General features: G+C 64.7%; 14 protein-coding genes, 1 tRNA gene and 1 pseudogene. 12 read left to right on the plus strand and 4 right to left on the minus strand.

The window, feature by feature from the left end:
- The first annotated feature begins 22 nt into the window (after nucleotides 1-22).
- From AC56KW_RS17780 to AC56KW_RS17810, 7 genes are all read left to right on the plus strand, one after another.
- Nucleotides 23-1,456: an efflux transporter outer membrane subunit gene (locus AC56KW_RS17780; protein WP_497172003.1), complete on the plus strand. Its 1,434-nt coding sequence runs from the start codon at nucleotides 23-25 to the stop codon at nucleotides 1,454-1,456.
- An 88-nt stretch (nucleotides 1,457-1,544) separates the two neighbouring features.
- Nucleotides 1,545-3,269 (plus strand): DUF8614 domain-containing protein, encoded by a 1,725-nt coding sequence (locus tag AC56KW_RS17785; RefSeq protein ID WP_497172004.1) that lies wholly within the window; start codon nucleotides 1,545-1,547, stop codon nucleotides 3,267-3,269.
- 121 nt (nucleotides 3,270-3,390) lie between these two features.
- Nucleotides 3,391-4,089 carry a hypothetical protein gene (locus AC56KW_RS17790; RefSeq protein WP_497172005.1) on the plus strand — a complete coding sequence of 233 codons (699 nt, stop codon included), beginning with the start codon at nucleotides 3,391-3,393 and terminating at the stop codon, nucleotides 4,087-4,089.
- A 138-nt stretch (nucleotides 4,090-4,227) separates the two neighbouring features.
- Nucleotides 4,228-4,632: a cell envelope biogenesis protein TolA gene (locus AC56KW_RS17795; RefSeq protein ID WP_497172006.1), complete on the plus strand. Its 405-nt coding sequence runs from the start codon at nucleotides 4,228-4,230 to the stop codon at nucleotides 4,630-4,632.
- 228 nt (nucleotides 4,633-4,860) lie between these two features.
- Complete coding sequence (locus tag AC56KW_RS17800; protein ID WP_497172007.1) at nucleotides 4,861-5,934, plus strand: BON domain-containing protein; 1,074 nt, start codon at nucleotides 4,861-4,863, stop codon at nucleotides 5,932-5,934.
- A gap of 168 nt (nucleotides 5,935-6,102) precedes the next feature.
- Nucleotides 6,103-6,942: an HDOD domain-containing protein gene (locus AC56KW_RS17805; RefSeq protein WP_497172008.1), complete on the plus strand. Its 840-nt coding sequence runs from the start codon at nucleotides 6,103-6,105 to the stop codon at nucleotides 6,940-6,942.
- Nucleotides 6,943-7,042: 100 nt separating this feature from the next.
- Nucleotides 7,043-7,960 carry a choice-of-anchor A family protein gene (locus AC56KW_RS17810; RefSeq protein WP_497172009.1) on the plus strand — a complete coding sequence of 306 codons (918 nt, stop codon included), beginning with the start codon at nucleotides 7,043-7,045 and terminating at the stop codon, nucleotides 7,958-7,960.
- Nucleotides 7,961-8,022: 62 nt separating this feature from the next.
- Here the strand turns inward: AC56KW_RS17810 and AC56KW_RS17815 are convergent.
- From AC56KW_RS17815 to AC56KW_RS17830, 4 genes and pseudogenes are all read right to left on the minus strand, one after another.
- Nucleotides 8,023-9,001, minus strand: a pseudogene (locus tag AC56KW_RS17815) (IS1595 family transposase).
- 97 nt (nucleotides 9,002-9,098) lie between these two features.
- Nucleotides 9,099-10,274 carry an MFS transporter gene (locus AC56KW_RS17820; protein ID WP_497172010.1) on the minus strand — a complete coding sequence of 392 codons (1,176 nt, stop codon included), beginning with the start codon at nucleotides 10,272-10,274 and terminating at the stop codon, nucleotides 9,099-9,101.
- Between the two features lie 191 nt (nucleotides 10,275-10,465).
- Nucleotides 10,466-11,065 carry an IMPACT family protein gene (locus AC56KW_RS17825; RefSeq protein ID WP_497172011.1) on the minus strand — a complete coding sequence of 200 codons (600 nt, stop codon included), beginning with the start codon at nucleotides 11,063-11,065 and terminating at the stop codon, nucleotides 10,466-10,468.
- 61 nt (nucleotides 11,066-11,126) lie between these two features.
- Nucleotides 11,127-11,202 (minus strand) — tRNA-Lys (locus tag AC56KW_RS17830).
- A 416-nt stretch (nucleotides 11,203-11,618) separates the two neighbouring features.
- On the opposite strand from AC56KW_RS17830, the gene AC56KW_RS17835 reads away from it, so the two are divergent.
- The 5 genes from AC56KW_RS17835 to AC56KW_RS17855 all read left to right on the plus strand — a co-directional run bounded on the left by AC56KW_RS17835 (nucleotide 11,619) and on the right by AC56KW_RS17855 (nucleotide 18,604).
- Nucleotides 11,619-12,446 carry a YopT-type cysteine protease domain-containing protein gene (locus AC56KW_RS17835; protein ID WP_497172012.1) on the plus strand — a complete coding sequence of 276 codons (828 nt, stop codon included), beginning with the start codon at nucleotides 11,619-11,621 and terminating at the stop codon, nucleotides 12,444-12,446.
- A 9-nt stretch (nucleotides 12,447-12,455) separates the two neighbouring features.
- The gene (locus tag AC56KW_RS17840) at nucleotides 12,456-13,412 is read left to right on the plus strand and encodes a hypothetical protein (protein ID WP_497172013.1); all 957 of its coding nucleotides are present in this window, start codon (nucleotides 12,456-12,458) and stop codon (nucleotides 13,410-13,412) included.
- Nucleotides 13,413-13,583: 171 nt separating this feature from the next.
- Nucleotides 13,584-14,387, plus strand: coding sequence for a hypothetical protein (locus tag AC56KW_RS17845; protein WP_497172014.1), 804 nt, complete (start codon nucleotides 13,584-13,586; stop codon nucleotides 14,385-14,387).
- Nucleotides 14,388-14,430: 43 nt separating this feature from the next.
- Nucleotides 14,431-17,991 (plus strand): type IV secretory system conjugative DNA transfer family protein, encoded by a 3,561-nt coding sequence (locus AC56KW_RS17850; RefSeq protein ID WP_497172015.1) that lies wholly within the window; start codon nucleotides 14,431-14,433, stop codon nucleotides 17,989-17,991.
- 73 nt (nucleotides 17,992-18,064) lie between these two features.
- Nucleotides 18,065-18,604, plus strand: a complete 540-nt coding sequence (locus AC56KW_RS17855; RefSeq protein ID WP_497172016.1) for a lytic transglycosylase domain-containing protein — start codon at nucleotides 18,065-18,067, stop codon at nucleotides 18,602-18,604.
- Nucleotides 18,605-18,615: the final 11 nt, after the last annotated feature.

Genomic DNA, 18,615 nt, shown 5'->3' on the forward strand with positions numbered 1-18,615 from the left:
AATTCGAATGAAGAGACCAACCATGTTCAAACCTCTCGCCTGCGTCATCGCGATCAGTGCACTGGTCGCCGGCTGCACCACGCTCGGCCCGGATTTCAAGGCGCCGGACACGCCCGCACAAACGGCGTTCCGCCGTCTCGACGCGGGCAGCGACAGCGTGCGCCTGCCGGCCGCCTGGTGGTCCGTGTTCCACGACGCCACCCTCGACAGCCTCGAGACCCGCGCGCTGCGCGACAACCCGGGCGTGCAGGCCGCCGCCCAGCGCCTGTTGCAGGCGCAGGCGCAACTGGGCGTGGTGCGCGCCGGCCAGCTGCCGAGCGTCTCGGTCGGCGCCGGTGTGTCGAATGCCCGTACGTCAAGCGAAACATCGCAGGGCCTGGCCCTGGGCGGCCGCTCGATCGAGGGCAATAACTACACCGTCGGCGCCTCGCTGTCGTATGAGCTCGACCTGTGGGGCCGCGTGCGCAGGGTGGTCGAAGCGAGTGACGCGCAGGCGCTGGCGGCGCAGGATGACCGCGACGGCGTGATCCTGCTGCTCTCAAGCCAGGTTGCCTCGAACTACTGGCAGTTGCGCGGCCTGGATGCCGAGCTGGCGATCCTGCGCGACGCCCTGGCCACGCGCCGCGAATCGCAGGCGCTGGTCGAGGCCCGTTTCAATGGCGGCCTGTCGAACGAGCTGGACGTATCGCGCGCCCGCATCGAGCGCGCCAACGCCGAGGCCGACCTGCACGAGGTGCAGCGCCAGCGCAACCTGGTCGAGCACGCGCTGGCCACGCTGGTGGGCGGCACGCCGAGTGCGCCGCTGCTGCCTGAAGCGCCCACCGTGCAACTGCCGCAACCGCCGGCGATCCCCGTCGGCCTGCCGGCCAGCCTGGTGGGCCAGCGGCCCGACCTGGCCGCCAGCGTCGCCCAATTGAAGGCGGCCAATGCGCAGATCGGCGTGGCCGAAGGCGCCTTCTATCCGGCGTTGTCGCTGACCGGGAATTTCGGCTATGCCTCGCAAAGCCTGAACGACCTGACGAGCGGCGGCGCGCGCCAGTTCTCGGCCGGGCCGCTGGCGCTGTCGCTGCCGATCTTCGACGGCGGCCGCAACCGCGCCAACCTGGCGCTGGCCAAGGCGCGCTACGACGAAGCGGTCGCCAACCACCAGACGAAGCTCCTGACCGCGCTGCGCGAGGTGGAAGACGCCTTGTCCGACCTGCAGCAGCGCCAGAAGCAGGGCGAGGTGCAAGCGCAGTCGCAAGAGGCCGCGGCGCGCGCGCTGCTGGTGGCGCAGGCGCGCTATGAACGCGGCGTGTCGACCTATCTCGACGTGACCGATGCCCAGCGCAGCACGCTGGGCGCGGATCGCGCGGCGGCGCAGATTCGTACCCAGCGCCTGCTGGCGACGGTGGCGGTGGCGCGTGCCCTGGGTGGCGGCTGGGAGCAGGGCGAGGCGCTGGCGACCGTGCGCTGAACGCGTGGAAGGCGGAGCCTTCCACCCCACGTATCGCGTAATGCATGGTGCGATAATGGTCTGGTTGTCATCCACGACCCGAGAGACCATGAAAAACATCCTCGCACCACTCGTCCTGTGCGCCGCGATCGGCGCTGCTTTCGCCCCGGCCGCGCACGCGCAAACGGCGCCAACGGTCGCCAGCGCCGGCCAGCTCCAGGCCATGGCGAAACGCTTCGAGCCGGTCGAGCTGCGCGCCGACGTGTCGCACTTGTCGAAGGGCGACCGCGCCGCCATCGTCAAGCTGATCGAAGCGGCGCAGATCATCGACACGCTGCAGATGCGCCAGCGCTGGGCCCACAACGAAGCCCTCTGGAACGCGCTCAAGAAAGACGCCACGCCGCTGGGTCGCGCGCGCCTCGATGCCTTCTGGCTCAACAAGGGGCCGTGGTCGAACCTCGACAACAACGCCTCGTTCATGCCGGCCGAGTATGCCGGCATCAAGATCCCGCCAAAGAAGCCCGAAGGCGCCAACTTTTATCCGGAAGGCGCCGCCAAAGCCTCGCTGGAGAGCTGGATGAACGGCCTGGCGCCCGAACAGAAGAAGGACGCGCAATGGTTCTTCACCGTGATCCGCACCGGACCGGACGGCAAGCTGCGCAGCGTCGAGTATGCGGACGAATACCGCCCCGAACTGGAGCAACTGGCCAGGCTGCTGCGCGAGGCCGCGGCCTCCACCGACAATGCCTCGCTCAAGAAATTCCTGGGCCTGCGCGCCGACGCTTTCCTGAGTAGCGACTATCTGGCCTCGGACTTCGCCTGGATGGATCTCGACTCGCCGGTCGACGTGACAATCGGGCCGTATGAGACGTATAACGACGAACTGTTCGGCTACAAGGCGGCCTTCGAGGCCTATGTGAGCATCCTCGATCCGCAAGAGACGGCCAAGCTGGACTTCTTCGGCAAGCACCTGCAGGAGCTCGAAGACAATCTGCCGCTCGAGAAGCAGTACCGCAACCCGAAAGTCGGCGCAATCGCGCCGATGGTGGTGGTCAACGAAGTCTACGGCGCCGGCGACGGCAATATGGGCGTGCAGACCGCGGCCTACAACCTGCCGAACGACGAGCGCGTGATCCGCGAGCGCGGCTCCAAGCGCGTGATGCTCAAGAACGTACAGCAGGCCAAGTTCGCGTCTACGCTGACCCCGATCAGCAAGCAGGTGCTCAGGCCGGCCGACCAGAAGGACCTGGACTTCGATTCCTTCTTCACCCACATCCTGGCGCACGAGATCATGCACGGCCTCGGACCGCACCACACGAAAAAGGACGGCAAGGATTCGACCCCGCGCCAGGACCTTAAAGAAGCCTATTCGACCATCGAAGAAGCGAAGGCCGACATCACCGGCCTGTGGGCGCTGCAGTACATGATGGACAAGGGCCTGCTGAAAGACACGCTGGGGCAGGGCGCCGCGGCCGAGCGCAAGCTGTACAATACCTTCCTGGCCTCGAGCTTTCGCACCCTGCATTTCGGCCTGAGTTCCTCGCATGCGCGAGGCATGGCGATCCAGGTCAACTACCTGCTCGACAAGGGCGGCTTCGTCGTCCACGACGACGGGACGTTCTCGGTTGACTTCAAGAAGATCAAGGGCGCCGTGATCGATCTGGACCGCGAATTCCTGACCATCGAAGCAACCGGCGACCATGCGCGCGCCAAGGCGATGATGGACAGATACGTGGTCATTCGCCCTCAGGTGCGCAAGGCGCTCGACAAGCTCAAGGCGGTGCCGAACGATATCCGACCGTCCTTCGTCACGGCGGACAAGCTGCTCAAATAGGATGCATGGGCGCGTCGGCGACGGCCCTTGTTTTTTGAACATACAGAAATATTTTCCTGAAAGTGGTGCTTGATTCGGGGCTAGAATTTCCAACAGGAATTTCGTTACCCGGAGCAGCACCATGTCCAAGCCCCTCTTGTTCGCGGCAATCTGCGCCGCGGCATCCTTCGCCCTTCCACTCCAGGCCGCCCAACTGACGGCGCAGGAATCGCGCTGGCTGCGCGCCGCCGCGCCGGTACTGGATTACTCGACATCGATCGACCTGCCGGTGGACGTCATCGTCCAGCCGAAGGCGCCGGCCGGCGCGGTGCCGCTGGCGATGGGTTTCGCCGAAGGACGCTGCAAGCTGGTGCTGTCGATGCGCGGCAATCCCGAGGCCGAGAAGGTGCTGGCGAACGTACCCGCCGCCGACCACGCGCTGCTGATCGAGGCGATGGCCGCGCACGAGCTGGCCCATTGCTGGCGCTACGTCCAGGGCGAGTGGCATCTGCTGCCGTCCGGCTTCGAAGAAACAGGCCAGCAGACGTCGCACGATCCGGCATTGCTGGCGGCGGCCAAGGCGATGCGCGACACCCGGCGCGAGGAAGGCTTTGCCGACCTCGTGGCATTGGCCTGGATCCAGCGCACCCAGCCTGGCGAATATGCACGGGTGCACGATTGGCTGAGCGGCGTGCGCGCGGCCGTGGCGGTACCGCACAGCGGCCACGATACGCGCACCTGGGTAAAGCTGGCCGGCGATGGTGCGGGGTTCGACAGCCGCCTGACGCCTTTCGAGGCGGCCGAAGCGCTGTGGCGCAAAGGTCTGTTGAGCAGTGACTGAAGGTTGATGTAGATCGATACGTGCCGCTATCGCTCTTATAAGCTTAATTGGTTTTTTAATAAGCGTTCGGTGCCGCACAGAGCGCTCTACGGTATGGGCGTTTAATGAGCTCACCAATAACCAATAGAGGGACTCAACATGAAATCGTTCATCGCCACCCTGATCGCTACCGCCGCCGTCGCCGCCATCGGCATCGCTCCAGCAGCCGCCCAGACCAATAAGGACGCCCACAAAACGGCAATGGACAAGGCCAAGGCCGACTATCGTGTTGCCAAGGACAAGTGTGACGCCATGAGCGGCAGCGCCGAAGACATGTGCGAAGACGAAGCCAAGCTGATGCGTGCGAAAGCCGAACTGGATGCCACCACGAAGCACGACAACACCGGCAACAATGTGCGCAAGGCACGCGACAAGGTGATCGATGCCGAGTATGAACTGGCCGATGAAAAATGCGATGCGCTGAAAGGCGATGCCGAGGACAAGTGCGAAGACCAGGCCAAAGCGACCCGCGACGCTGCACGCGATGCCAACAAGGGCAAGTAATCGTTGATCTGGCTGCTGCGCACCTCGCTGCGGCGGCAATGCAATGATCGTATGAACGTCGTTTCTGCGAAGGCAGGAGCGACGTTTTGCGTTGATCATGTCTCGTTGCAGGGTTGATATCCTGTAGCCTTGTTTGTCCGGTCAAGGTACGTTGTCGCACAGATGTTGGAGGGGAGCGGGGCGTTTAATGGATGTCATCCTAACAACCGCATGCAAGGGAATCCACTCATGAAAACCCTCATCGCTACCCTCATCGCGACGGCCGTGTCGGCCGTCGCCATGGCTCCCGCCAGCGCCGCCCCCGTCGACAAGGACGCCCACCGCGCCGCGATGGACAAGGCCGCCGCCGACTACCGCAGCGCCAAGACCAAGTGCGACGCCAAGAGCGGCAACGCCGAGGAAGTGTGTGAAGACGAGGCCAGGCTGGCCCAGGCGCGCGCCGAACTCGAGGCCTACACCAAACACGACACCACCGGTGGCAACCTGCGCGACGCCCGCGCCAAGGTCATCCGTGCCGAGCACGAGCTGGCCGAGACCCAGTGCGACGCCACCGCGTCCGGCGACAAGGACCGCTGCAAGGCCACGGCAGGCGCGATCCGCGATGCCGCGCTGGCCCGTCTGGACGACCGCGATGGTTCCACCGCCGTCGGCGGCAGCGGCAGCGCCGGCCTGGTCGCCAGCACCGACACGCTGGATCCCAAGAAGGCGGCTGCCGTGCAGAAGTGCGAGCAGGCCAGCGGCGACTCGCGTACCGCCTGCGTGATCGACGACCGCGGTAATGTGACCACGGCCGCCGGCGTGGCTGCCACCACCGGCGCCGCCGTCGCCGCCAACACCCGCGAAGCCGCCGCGAACGCGGCCGGGAACACCCGCGAGGCGGCGCGCAACGCGGCCGACAAGACCCGCGAAGTGGCGTCGAACGTGGCCGAGAAGACCGGCATGGCCGGCGCCGGCGAACGTGCCCGCGAGGCAGTCGCCACGGTGAAGGAAAAGACCGCCGCCGCCGTCGACCGCACCAGGGAAATGGCCTCGAACGCCGCCCGTAAAGCCGACAACGCGACCGAGCGTGCCGGCGAACGTAGCGCCCGCGCGGCATCCGACGGCACCATCACCGCCAAGGTCAAGGCCGGCCTGGTAACCGATCCCGCCCTGAAAGGCATGGAAATCAACGTCGATACCGAAGGCGGCGTCGTGATGCTGAGCGGCTTCGTCGAATCGAAGGCCGAAGTCGACAAGGCCATGCAGGTGGCCAAGGGCGTCGAGGGCGTCGCCGACGTCAAGAGCGCGATCAAGGTCAAGTAAGCGCGCTTCATTCCAGGAGCAGCCCGCGTGCCGCCCGGCGCGCGGGCTGTTTCGTGTCCGGCTACTCCACGATGCAATGTGGATCGAGCGCGACAGTTTGGCAGGGCCGGCCGCGGGGTGGAGGCCCGGCAACCGATCCGCCATGCGGCCGGGGCTATAATGACGCCCGTGAACAAACTCGAAGCTTTCGGATACATCGCGGCGCAGGCCGTGCGCGGTGAAATCACTTTCCCTACCAGCGTCAACGCCGTGCTGCGCCTGCAGCTTGCCCTCGACGACCCGGATTGCCACATCGACGAGGTGATCCGCCTGGTGCTGGCCGAACCACAACTGGCCGCGCGCACGGTTGCCGTGGCCAATACCCCGGCCTTTGGCGGCAGCGGCGCCATGCCGGTGACCAATGTCCGTGCAGCCGTGACGCGTATCGGTTACCGCCGCCTGCAAGCCCTGGTGGCCAGCCTGGTGGTGCGCCAGTTCGGCAACCGCATCAACGATCCCGGCCTGCGCGCCAAGGCGGAGCAGTTATGGGCGCACACGACCCAGATGGCCGCGATCGCCCATTCGCTGGCGCGCCGCGTCACCGGCGTCAATCCCGATACCGCGCTGTTTGCCGGCATCGTGCATGAGGTCGGCGCCTTCTACCTGCTGGCGCGGGCCGACGAATTCCCAGGCTTGCTCGACGACGACACGGAAAACTGGGGCGCCCTGTGCGAAGACGTGGTCAGCGCCGAGGTGATGAAGAAGCTGTCGATCCCGCCGGCGGTGTCGGACGCGATCGCGGACATGCGCGGCGGCTGGCTCAATATGCCGCCGGGCACCTTGCTCGATACGCTCTTGCTGGCGAATCAATACGCGCCGGTACCATCGCCCCTAGACAGCCGCCGCGCGACCATGCCGGAACATGCCGAGCGCGCGCTCGATTTCGTGTTCGACGAATTGACCCTGCAAGATATCCTGGATGAAGCGGCCGAGACGTCGAAGGCGATGAGCGACGTTGTCCTGGTGTGAGCATTCGATAGGATTACCCAGTAAGCGTATCTTTCCTGCAACCAAGTTGCGATGGGATGGCGATACTCTCGATCATTATTAATTTCCATGTGGAATTTTTATGGTCAAGCTTGGGGTGTTGCTGGGAATGGCGGTGGCCAGCATCGGCGTGCAGGCAGGTGTCATCGACCTGGGTTCCATCATGGGCGGCGCGAACGTGTACACGGCGCGTGATTTTAAGGCGAGTTCGAGCGACGTCGAGGGCGCAGTCGTTTCAGGTGGCAATGTTACGATTAGCAATTACTCGGTCAACGAAAAAAACAGGGCGGCCTACGCCGCTTACTCGATCGTTTCCGGCGGCGACATCTCGCTGACCAGCGGAACCATCCATGGCCAGGTCTACGCCGGCCGCGATCTCGCGCTGCAGAGCGCCGGCACCCCGCCACGCTCGATGGTGAACCCGGTGGATTTCGCCGCAGCGACGCAACAGTTCAGGGATATCGCCGCTGGATTGACACTGGTCGAGAAAACCGGCCGTGTCGAGCGTGAGCATAGTGCCAACAAGGTCATCGGCAGCGGCAAGGGCGGCGTCGACATCTTCCAGGTCTCGGCCGATTTCCTCAGCGGCGGCAATAACTGGGTGCTCAACGGCCTGACCGAGGGCCAGACGCTGATCTTCAACGTCAGCGGCAAGCATGGCCGCTTCGATGGCGGCATGGAGCCGCTATGGGGCTACAACGTCCTGTTCAATTTTTTTGAAGCGGAAACGGTCGACGTGAAAGGCATCCTCGGCAGCGTCCTGGCGCCGTACGCGAGCGTCATCGCCGGCCATGGTGTCATCAAGGGCCAGGTCATTGCCGACAGCTGGAATTCAAGTGTGCAGGTGGATGCCGTGAATTATTTCAAGACGGTCGATGTCCCGGGCTTCGAGCCGGTCACGGACAGGCCGCCGGCCGAGGTGCCGGAGCCAGGGACCCTGGCGCTGATGATGGCGGGCCTGGCTGGTGCAATCGCCATTCGCAGGCGCCGTCGCGCCTGATTGAGTGTCGACGACGACAAGCCGGCGGCCAATGGCCGCCGTTGTTATTGGCGCTGTGCGCGTTAATTCGTTTCTTTCCGACGGCACGTTGCGCACTGGATGATTGCGGCCAGCAATTGCGCTGGCGTACGCAAAGCGCCGTCATCCAGGAAGCGCTGCCAGCCTGAATAGTTCACCAGGTAGCGACTGGCGACGCCATTGAAACGCTTGATCCAGGTCTTGAAGCGGGCATGCCAGCCATTGACGTTATTGAGGTGGATCGCGCCGCGCGCCTTGACCCCGGCGCGCAGATTGACGGCCTCGTGTGCGATACCGGCGTTGGCGGCAAAAGACCCGGTAAGCGGCCGCCGAATCGCTGATCAACACCGCGTCCGGCGCCAGCACCGGCCGCAGGCAGGCCGCGAGCTTCACGGCGCTGACCGGCCCGCGGCCAGTGTGAAAGTCCAGTGTCCGCCGGCCCCGGTCGCGTGCGACGAGCAGGCACTCGTGTTCGCGGCTGATGCCGCGCCGCCTGGCTGCGCCGCCGCGCCGCCGCGCGGGACGCGTCAGGTGGCGCGAGCCCTTCTGCGATTCGAGCAGATAGGTTTCGTCCGCCTCGACCATGCCCTCAAGACGATCTGGACGCTTGCGCGCTGCGCCCGGCACGAAACGGTGGCGCCAGCGAAAGCTCGTGCTGCGGTGCACGCCAACGAGCTCGGCTGCTGCGCGGACCGTGCGCGAATCGAGCACGCATTGCAGGTACGGTAGCCAGGCGGCCTTCTTGCGCAGGCGCGCCAGCGGCGTGTTCGTCAGGGCATTGAAGCTGCGCCGGCAAGCCAGGCAGCGCCAGCGCTGCAGGCCGCTGGCCGCGCCGCAACGATGGACGCGGGGACACTGGCAATGCGGGCAGCATGGCGTGCCCGCCGCCTGGGCGATGAGGTGCAGACACGCGCCAGGATGGACAATCGCCGCGATCCAGGCGCGCAACCTGGCTACCTCGTCGGTATGCAGGTGCAGGGAGGTCAGCGCGGCAAATACTTCTTCGAAGACCAAGCCTTGCATCATTGCCACCTGATGAGTTAACTCGACAGTGGCTGAGACCGGTGCGAACGGGAAAGGTTCGCATAACTAACGCGAACAGCGCCTTGTTATTGCTCGATCAGGTACAGCCGGCCAGCACGCGTGTCTGCATGCGATGGCGCGCCAGCATGAGCGCCGACAAGCCCACGCCGCACAGCGCCAGCGCCGCCGCCACCCACTGCGGCGCGGTATAGGCATAGCCCAGCGTCAGCGGCACGCCGCCGAGGAAGGCGCCCAGTGCATTGCCGATATTGAAACCGGACTGGCCCAGCGACGAGCCCAGCATCTCCGCTTCACGCGAATGTTGCATCAGCAGCAGCTGGATCGGCGGTCCGATCGCCAGCGCATTGGCGCCCGTCAGGAACGCCAGCACCACCATCGCCAACTTCGATTCCGCAAGCAAGCCATTGCACAGCAGCAGCGCGGCCATCGACATCATGAGGATCAGCAGGGCCGGCAGCGGGTGCACGCGGTCCGCCAGGCGGCCGCCGAACTGCACGCCGACCGTCATGCCGACGCCGACCGCGGTCATGATCAGGGGAATCGTGGTCGAGTCGAAGCGCGTGACATCGGTCAGCAGCGGCGCGATATAGCTGAACCAGGCGAAGAAGCCGCCGGTGCCGATGGAGACAATGCCCAGGGCCAGCCACAGGTCGAGGTGGCGGAAGATGCGCAGGTCTTGCATGATCCCGGTGCGCTTGCCCGGTTCGATATGCGGCACCCACTGGCGCAGGCTCCATATGGTCAGCAGGCCGATCACGGCCACGATCAGGAACACCAGGCGCCAGTCGATCACATGGCCGATCCAGGTGCCGAGCGGCACGCCCAGCACATTGGCCAGGGTCAGGCCGGTAAACATCGTGGCGACCGCAGCGGCCGTGCGGCCGTCGTCGGCCAGGCGGCTGGCCACGACCGCGCCGACGCCGAAGAAGGCGCCGTGCGGCAGCCCGGCCAGGAAGCGCGACACCATCATGATCTCGAAATTGGGTGCGAAGGCCGACATCGCGTTAAAGATGGCGAACATCAGCATGAACCAGACCAGCACGCTGCGCGGAGGCCGGCCGGCGACCAGGCTGACCAGGGTCGGCGCACCGACCACGACGCCCAGCGCATAGGCGGTGATCAGGTAGCCGGCTTGCGGGATGGTGATGTGCAGGCCGTTGGCGATGTCGGGCAGGATGCCCATCATGACGAATTCGGTCATGCCGATGCCGAAGCCGCCAAAGGCGAGGGGAAGTAGACTTTTCTTGATCACGGGGATTGTTGTTGTTTGGGGGGAGAGGAAAGCCGGCCGAAGCGATTGCGCGGCCGGGTCTGCCACTATACCGGGCACAGAAGGGCGCGTCCGCTTTCGTGTCGTGATGACGGGTATAGGGCGCGGGAATGGCGTCAGGCCTGCCCGTGCCGGCGCCCGTGCTTGTGCTTGTTCTCGTGCTAGTGCTAGCGCTAGTCGCCGTTGTCGTCGGCCGGCCAGCCGATGCGGCCGTGGCCGGCGTCGTCGAGGCGGGCGCGCAGCGCTTCGGCGCTGCTCGCCGGCAGGCTGAAGGTGAAACGCACGTCGTCGCCGTGCTCGACCGCATCGAGGCTGGCGCCCGCGGCGTCCAGTTCGCGCCGCAGCATGCCTTCCATGGCATACGGGACCGTGCAGTGCAGCTGGCGCAGCTTGATGATCGGCACCTTGGTCGAGGTCAACAATGCCTGGGCCACGCTGTCGGTATAGGCGCGCACCAGTCCGCCCGCTCCGAGCTTGATCCCGCCAAAGTAGCGCACCACGGTGGCCAGCACGCCTTCCAGGTCCTGGTGGCGCAATACGTCGAGCATGGGACGGCCCGCGGTGCCGCTCGGTTCGCCGTCATCGACGGCCGCCGACTGCCCCCCGGCCAGCAGGGCCCAGCACACATGGGCCGCGCCCGGATGCTGGGCGCGCAACTCGGCGACGATTTTTTGCGCCCCTGCGCGGTCCGGCATCGGCTGCACGCAGGCGATGAAGCGGCTTTTCTTGATGACCAGTTCGTGGTGAACGGTGCTGGCGATCGTCTGGGGCATGGCGTTCGGACAGTGAAAACAACAACGCCAACCCGAAGGCTGGCGTTGTTGTCTGAATCTTTGGTAGGCCGTGCGTGGCTCGAACACGCGACCAACGGATTAAAAGTCCGCTGCTCTACCAACTGAGCTAACGACCCGAAGAAGACGAGATTATAGCGGCACCTGGCAGGTCTTGCCAAGTACTTCATGCCCTGATGAAAGGAGATAAGTGGCCGACGGCTAGCCAGATCATGCACAAAATGCAAGGTAATGCATCTGAGGGGCCGAGGCTGTCGTATGTTCCCGAAGCAGGGCGAATCAACCGGGAGGGACAGGACGCCGATGACTTTGCGCAACGGTATACGCACAAGAAATCGATGCGCCGGGCCGTATGCGTCAAAAGATCTCAAGTAGCAACGCGCGGTCGACATGAAGCCAGCGAAAGCGGGTTCCTACAGTGTGTACAAGAGATGGAGGAAGGCTGATGTCGGTGAGGCGTTCCAAATCCCGGCACAGCATGTCAAGGCAATGTTGATTGATGTAGCCAGACAACCATACTAATTTTTGGAGAAATATGACCGATCGATTTTCTGCCCTCATGGGGCACGCAAAAAAGAGAATGGGCTACCAACAGAAGGTGGAACTGAATAACTTGGCCCATGCTGACCAGCGACGTCCCGCGCCAGACCGCCAGTTCACTGAGCACGAACACAGGAAATTGGCAGAGGGGATGTGTGCCGGTTTGACGTTGAAGTGGCTGCAGGAAAAACTCGGAGGGTCGAACAGGCTATTCCATCGCAGCCACAAGGAATTCGTCAAGAATTCCAGCGTGGAGAAGAAAGAAGCGCTGGCCTTGTCTGCCGGAAGGGCGCAGCTTGACTATATAGAGAGCGGCAGCCAGATCGAAAAAACATACGCAAAAAATTACATGGTCGCCAGCGAGTTGGCCGGGTCCTTGAAGAAAATAAAAGGCCCGCACCCAGACTATGCCTCGATAACCGATATGGCGAGCAGCTTCGAGCAGGTATGTTCGCAGATAAAACCAGGCACAGGTGTCGTTATGCGCACGACATTGACCACGTCAACCGGCAAAAAAGAATACCACGCGACTGGTTTGTACAAGAGTCGGGGTAAGCATCTGCATTTTTTCGATCCGAATGTCGGTATTTATGAAGTGAAAAATCCGGCTGAGTTCGTCAGCGCCTGGGTAAGCTCCTACGCCAGTCATGATCGCGTTGTTTCGATGGATCGCGAAAAAGACGGCTTCTTTCAATGTGCGCCGACTGATACGCTGATCCAGAAATTCAGGGAAGGGGAATCGTGTGTTTCAATCAGCCCGCCACGACCTCGCGCCTCTATCGACAGCAATGTGGCTGATCACGGCCATGAGCCAGTCGAGTGAGCCGGCACCATGGATGACAGAAGAATATTTGCAGGGCTGAAGAATTCGGCTACCAAGGTGTTCAAGCTCAACCAGACACGGCAGATGCGTGCACTGGATCCTGAAAACAGGGGATTGCCCGCATCCAAACATCCGGTAAGCCAAGAAGATTTCAGGTTGCTCGAAAAGGGCATGTGTGCTGGGCTGACCACCATGTGGTTGAAAGAGAAGTTGCGCGGGACGCATCCGGTATTCCGGCGGGCCTTCAAGGATTTTGCCGGCAAACCACGCCCTGGCAAGATCGAACGAATATTGCATGGCGCCGCCGCCATACAACTCACGCACCGAAAGGATTATTTTGCCTTGAAAGATGTCATGCAGGATGCCGGCATCGCTTCGGCGCGTTGGGAGCCCGCGGTCCCCGTTGATGATCGTGTGATGAGCGACGCGCATCCCAGGGATATACCGTCCGGATTCGTCCGCCTGTGCAAGGACATGGCGCCGGGAGGCGGTGCGTTCATTCGTATAAGTAATGTATTCGACAAGCCTCCAATAGCGCCTCGGCAAACGCCGGAAGATCCTGCGACGTCCGCCATTGAAGAACCACGGGAAACGCATTGGGCGGAAGCCCAATTGGCGACCGACATGGTGTCTCCGCTCGACATCGACACTTTCCCGCAAGCCGGATTCGAGCCGAACTTCCAGGTCGAGTTGAATCCGGAATTCAATGAAGAGCCACGCGCAGTCAGCAGCGGGCATGTCGTCGGCTTGTACAAGAGCCGCGACAACAGTCTCTATTTTTTCGATCCGAATGTCGGCGTCTACCAAGTCGACGATCCTGCCAGCTTCATCAAGACCTGGGTCGATGTCTACGACAAGAAGCTCGACCGCGTCGTGATGGGAGGTCCGGAAGGCAATATTACCGACGGCTTCTATACATGCAGCCTGATCGACAGGGCCAACACGGCAGGGAAGACTGCGACCTAGGACAGTCCCCGTGGCACCTTGGCTTTCTCGACAGCGTGCCGGTCCGCACCGGCTGCTCCAAACAAACAATCCTTCGATGTGCATCCGATATCCCGGCGCGGCCGTAAGTCTCCCCTGACTACGGACGCAACGCCGCCGACAGGTGCTTGCGCGCCCGGACAAGGAGAAATCATGGAGCGAGATAATCGTTTTGCAGCACTAAAAAACTCGGCCACCCGCGTGGCCAGGTTCCAGCAAGCCAGGCATATCGAAGCGCTCAATCCCGCTGTGCAAGCGCCGGGCGCCAAGGGCGCACTCACCGGACCGCAATTCGAGCACGTGAAAGATGGCCTCTGCGCATCGCTGACTACCAAATGGCTGCGGGAAAAGCTCGGCAGTGTCAGGTCTCCCGTGCTGAAAAAACGGGATTTCGTTCGCAAGCCATCCCCGGACCAGGCTGAGCGGGCAGTGCGTTCCGCTGCGCACATGCAACTCCTTCATCATCCCGCGGGACGCACCGATCTTCGCATCATGCTCAAGCAAAGCGGTATTCAGACCGATCGAATTCTCGACGTACGCAACGAGATGACGCCGCCCACGAAAGAGGAGCTGAGGGATCATCCGGACAGTGCGAAGGCGTCCGCTTACCTGGCCCATCCGAGCATCGAGCTCACGTTTGCGCAGGTATGTAACAACCTGAAAAGGGGCCAGGGTGTTGTCATGCGCATGAGTGTCAGGGATACGGGCGCCCGGGATGACAGCGCGACGCCTGGAGTCGATGCGGCATCGACCAGTTCGGCGCATGTCACCGGCCTGTACAGGAGCAGGCTCGGCAAGGTGGTTTTTTTCGACCCCAATGCCGGCGCCTACAAGCTCAACAATCCCGCCGAATTCATCAAATCATGGAAAGACGCCTACGCACAACGGGGCCTGGCGGTATCGATGCGAAACGTCCAAGACGGTTTCTTTACCTGCACAACCATGAAGAGCGATTGATGCCGCTGTCCGCATCCTTCGTCGCGCGCAACCCGAACGAGACATGAAGACCACGCCAAGCCGCAAGGTGGCATGGGGGATCGGCACGCTGCTGGCCTTGCCCCTATTGCTCGCCTGCGCCAACTACCTGGCCGGCGCCATCCTGTTCATCAGCTATGGCGAAAACCCGGCGCAGGCACAGTTCCTGACCATCGAGCACGCCTACCAGTCGGCGCCCAATGCCCGCGCCCTGGCGAAGGTGCGCGGCAGCGCGGTGCTGTCCCTGGTGCTGTGCCTGGCGCTGCCATTCGGCCTGGCGATGCTCATGCGGCGCAAGGACGACGACAGCGAACTCTTTGGCACCGCGCGCTTCGCCAACCAGGCCGATATCGCCGGTGAAAAACTCGACGCTTCCAAGGGCCTGGTGCTGGGCAAGTTCAAGGGCAGGCTGCTGCGCCTGCCGGGCTACGAGTTCGTGCTGCTGGCGGCGCCGACGCGTACCGGCAAGGGCGTGGGTTTTTGCGTGCCCAACCTGCTGCAGTTCGAGCAATCGGCGGTGGTGCTCGACATCAAGGGCGAGAACTACAACCTGACCTCGGAATTCAGGCGCCGCTATATGGGCAACGAGATTTTTTACTTCAATCCGTTCTCGGACAGCACGCACCGCTGGAACCCGCTGTCCTATATTTCCGCAGACCCCAACTTCCGCGCCAACGACCTGCTCGCGCTGGCGACGATCATCTACCCGCCCAACGAGAAGGAACCGTTCTGGCCGGATTCGGCGCGCAACCTGTTCGTCGGGCTGGGCCTGCTGGTGCTCGAGACGCCGGAGCTGTCGTCGACGATCGGCGAAATCCTGCGCCAGGCGTCGGGCTTCGGCCGCCCGATCGAGGAGTACCTGGGCCACGTGGTCGCCGTGCGCGCCGCCGGTCCCATGCCCCTGTCGGTGACCTGCCGCGACAGCCTGAACCGCTTCCTCGGCAGCGGGGAAACGGCGCTCAAGGGTATCGTCGCCACCTTCACGGCCGCGCTCACGCCGTTTGCCAATCCGGTGATCGACAAGGCCACCTCGGGCAACGACTTCGACCTGCGCGACGTGCGCAAGAAGAAGATGACGATCTACCTGAATATCCCGGCCGGCGACATCCTGCAGGCGGGATTCATCGTCAATATGTTCTTCTCGCAGCTGATCAACGAGAACGTCAAGGAGCTGCCCGAGCAGAATCCGGACCTGCGCTACCAGTGTGTGCTGCTGCTCGACGAGTTCACCGCCATGGGCAAGGTCGCCATCATCGCCAAGGGTGTCGGTTACATGGCCGGCTACAACATGCGCCTGGCCATCATCATCCAGGACAAGGCACAGCTCGACGCCGTGTATGGCAAGGAAGATGCGCACAACATCATCAGCAATATGGGCGCCGTGATCTACTTCACGCCAAGCCAGGTCAATGAGGCGGAAGAGTATTCGAAGATGATCGGCAATAACACGGTCAGCTCGTTCAGCAAGCAGCACGGGAAGAGCTCGCTGTTCGGGCTCAAGGGCGAGGGCGGCGGCGACAGCAAGACCGAATCCTACCAGTCGCGCGCGCTCATGCTGCCGCAGGAACTGCTGGCCATGAGCAAGGATGCCGAGCTGGTCGTCCGTTCAGGCATTCCCGTCATCAAGGCCGACAAGATCCGTTATTTCAGCGACCCGTACTTCAAGGAGCGCTTCGAAGCGGTGCCGATGCAGAGCGTGTCGATCGGCGGCGAGCAGCGCAAGGTGCCGGTGCCGGTCCCGCGCCCGATCGGCGAATGGGCCGCCTACACAGCGGAGCTGGCCAATAGCGACTTCTATGCGCGCCAGCCGGCGCCGGCCACCGAAGCCGAGGCTGCCCCGCCCGCTCCGGAAGCGCCTGCCGGCCCGCTGGAACTGCCTGGCGCGACCTGGGTCGAGGCGGTCGCGCCGCCGCTCGAGGAAAGCGGCGCCACTCCCGCCGCAACTAATTACGCGCTGGCCTCGGCCGGGGCGCTGGTCGCCTATGCGCAATCGCTGGCGGCGCTGGCGGAGGGCGCGCAGGCGCCGCTGGACATCATCGACCTGCAGCCTGGCGACGGCCGTTTCGCCTGGCAGGTGCTGGGCTTCCTGCAACAGCTGGCGGCCGAAGCCGGCGAGTCGCTGCCGGCACTGCGCTACATTGCCTGCGCCGGCGACGAGCGGCAGCGCGCCCGCCTGCTCGGCCATGCCTATTTCGCCGGGCTGGCCGATGCCGGGCTGTTCGACGTCGTGCTGCGCGACGAGTTGCTGGCGCGCCGGCAGGGCGCCGGGGGGCAGCGCGCGCTGGCGGGCCTGGCGCACTGCGCAGCCGGCGCCGGCGCCCAGGACTGGGCGGCCCAGCTGGCGCTGCTCGAGGGCGGGCCCTATCTGTTGCTGGCCTCCGAAGAAGCCGACCCGGCCGACCCGCCGCCCGCGCTGGCGCGCCTCGGCGCCGAACTGGAGAGCCGTGGCGCCCTGGTATGGCAGCAACGCGGACCACGCCTGCAACTGGCCGTGCTGGACACTGCGGCGGCCGCGCAGGGCCAGGCGATGGACGCGATCCGCGCCGCGCTCGGCAAGTCCATGCCGCCCGCCGCACGCGCTCCCGGCCTGGCGCCGGCGCTGGCGTGGCTGGCGCAGGCAAATGACGATCCTTTGTGCCTGGAAGCGCTGCTTCCCGAATTGCTGGACACCGACTGGCGCGGCATGCCCGCCGCGGCGCAGGACTGGCGCCAGGCGCTGCTGCGCGTGTGGAACCTGATCCTGCCGCAACCGCAGCAGCGGGCCTTCCTGCTCGGCCTGGCGCGCCTGGCCCTCGCGCTGCACCACCCGGGCCTGGCGCGCGAAGCCGCGCTGCACGCCCACGATGCCGGCGCCGACGAGGCCTTTGCGCTGCTGGTGCTGGCCGAGGCCGGCGAACGCAGCGGACGCATCGAGGACGCGGTCGACGCGCTCGAACAGGCGCTGGTCGCCGCACCCGGCAACGCCCCCGCCATCGACTACCTGCTGCGCATGGAGCGGCGCCAGCGCGCATGGCAGGCGCTGGCCTGGTACGAGCGCGAGAGCGCGCAGGAGCCGGCGCTGTGGATCGAACCCCTGGGCGAACACCATGCTGGCGCGCTGCTGGCGCGGTTCGGCGCCGGGATCGAGGGCGCGGACGCCATGCGCCCCGGCTTGCGGACCGAGGCAGAGGCGGCGGACTGGATCGCGGCCTGGCTGGCCGCGCCGGCGCAGTCATGCTGCGCCTTCATGGACGAGGACCAGGGACTGGTCGCCGTCGCCACGATGACGCAGGTGGGCGCGCTGAGCCGCATCGATGTGCTGGACGCCGTGGAGGACGGGGCGCTGGCCGAGGCGCTGGTCCTGTTCATCGACATGACCGGGCAGGCCGAACCCGTCGAGGCGGTGTTCAGCGTCGTCGATGCGGGCGGCGCGTCCGGAGCCATGCTGGAAGCGGCCGGCTTCACTCCCTTCGATGCCGGGCACGCGTTCGCGCAGCTCGGGCTGGCCGCCTACTATCTTGGCGCGCTGGAGCCCGCGGCGGCGCGTGAACGCTTCGACGCCGGCGCGTCCGGGCTCGGTCTCGGCATCGACCACTTCAGGCATTGACGATGCATTCGCCACGACACACCTTGTCCGGCCTGGCAGGCGACGGCCCCGCGCGGCCCACGAGGCAGAGCTGATGGACGCGATTCCCTACACCTGCGCGGCCGGCGTCGCGCCGGCGCTGGTGCGCCGCCTGGTCCAGGTCGAGTCAAGCGGCAACCGGTTCGCCATTGGCGTGGTCGGCGGCCGCCTGGCGCGCCAGCCGCGCAACCTGCCTGACGCCGTCGCCACGGTGCGCAGCCTGGAAGCGCAGGGCGCCAACTACTCGGTCGGCATCAGCCAGGTCAACCGCTTCCATTTCGCCCGGCTGGGCTGGCACCGCGCGCCGCACATCGCCTTCGACGCCTGCGCCAACCTGCGCGCCGGCGCGGGCATCCTGCAGGACTGCTTCGTGCGCGCCGGCGGGGCGGGCTTCCGCGGCGCCGCGCTCGACGGCCGCAACCCCGCCAGCCGCGCCGCGCTGTCCTGCTACTACGCGGGCGACTTCGCGCGTGGCGAGCGGCTCGGCTATGTCGCCAAATATGCCGGCGCGACCGGCGTTGCCGGTACCAGCGCCATCACCAAGGCCAGCGCGCCGCCCGCGCGGCGGCCAACCATTCTTCCCCTGTTTGACTAACCCTGTGAGAA

The sequence above is a fragment of the Telluria sp. RT2P19 genome (genome assembly GCF_059685725.1).

Bases quoted from the DNA above. Each gene is read 5' to 3' on its own strand.
- AC56KW_RS17835 (WP_497172012.1), top strand. From the start codon at position 11,619: ATGACCGATCGATTTTCTGCCCTCATGGGGCACGCAAAAAAGAGAATG.
- AC56KW_RS17795 (WP_497172006.1), top strand. From the start codon at position 4,228: ATGAAATCGTTCATCGCCACCCTGATCGCTACCGCCGCCGTCGCCGCC.
- AC56KW_RS17850 (WP_497172015.1), top strand. From the start codon at position 14,431: ATGAAGACCACGCCAAGCCGCAAGGTGGCATGGGGGATCGGCACGCTG.
- AC56KW_RS17845 (WP_497172014.1), top strand. From the start codon at position 13,584: ATGGAGCGAGATAATCGTTTTGCAGCACTAAAAAACTCGGCCACCCGC.
- AC56KW_RS17785 (WP_497172004.1), top strand. From the start codon at position 1,545: ATGAAAAACATCCTCGCACCACTCGTCCTGTGCGCCGCGATCGGCGCT.
- AC56KW_RS17790 (WP_497172005.1), top strand. From the start codon at position 3,391: ATGTCCAAGCCCCTCTTGTTCGCGGCAATCTGCGCCGCGGCATCCTTC.
- AC56KW_RS17825 (WP_497172011.1), bottom strand. From the start codon at position 11,065: ATGCCCCAGACGATCGCCAGCACCGTTCACCACGAACTGGTCATCAAG.
- AC56KW_RS17855 (WP_497172016.1), top strand. From the start codon at position 18,065: ATGGACGCGATTCCCTACACCTGCGCGGCCGGCGTCGCGCCGGCGCTG.
- AC56KW_RS17780 (WP_497172003.1), top strand. From the start codon at position 23: ATGTTCAAACCTCTCGCCTGCGTCATCGCGATCAGTGCACTGGTCGCC.
- AC56KW_RS17840 (WP_497172013.1), top strand. From the start codon at position 12,456: ATGGATGACAGAAGAATATTTGCAGGGCTGAAGAATTCGGCTACCAAG.
- AC56KW_RS17810 (WP_497172009.1), top strand. From the start codon at position 7,043: ATGGTCAAGCTTGGGGTGTTGCTGGGAATGGCGGTGGCCAGCATCGGC.
- AC56KW_RS17800 (WP_497172007.1), top strand. From the start codon at position 4,861: ATGAAAACCCTCATCGCTACCCTCATCGCGACGGCCGTGTCGGCCGTC.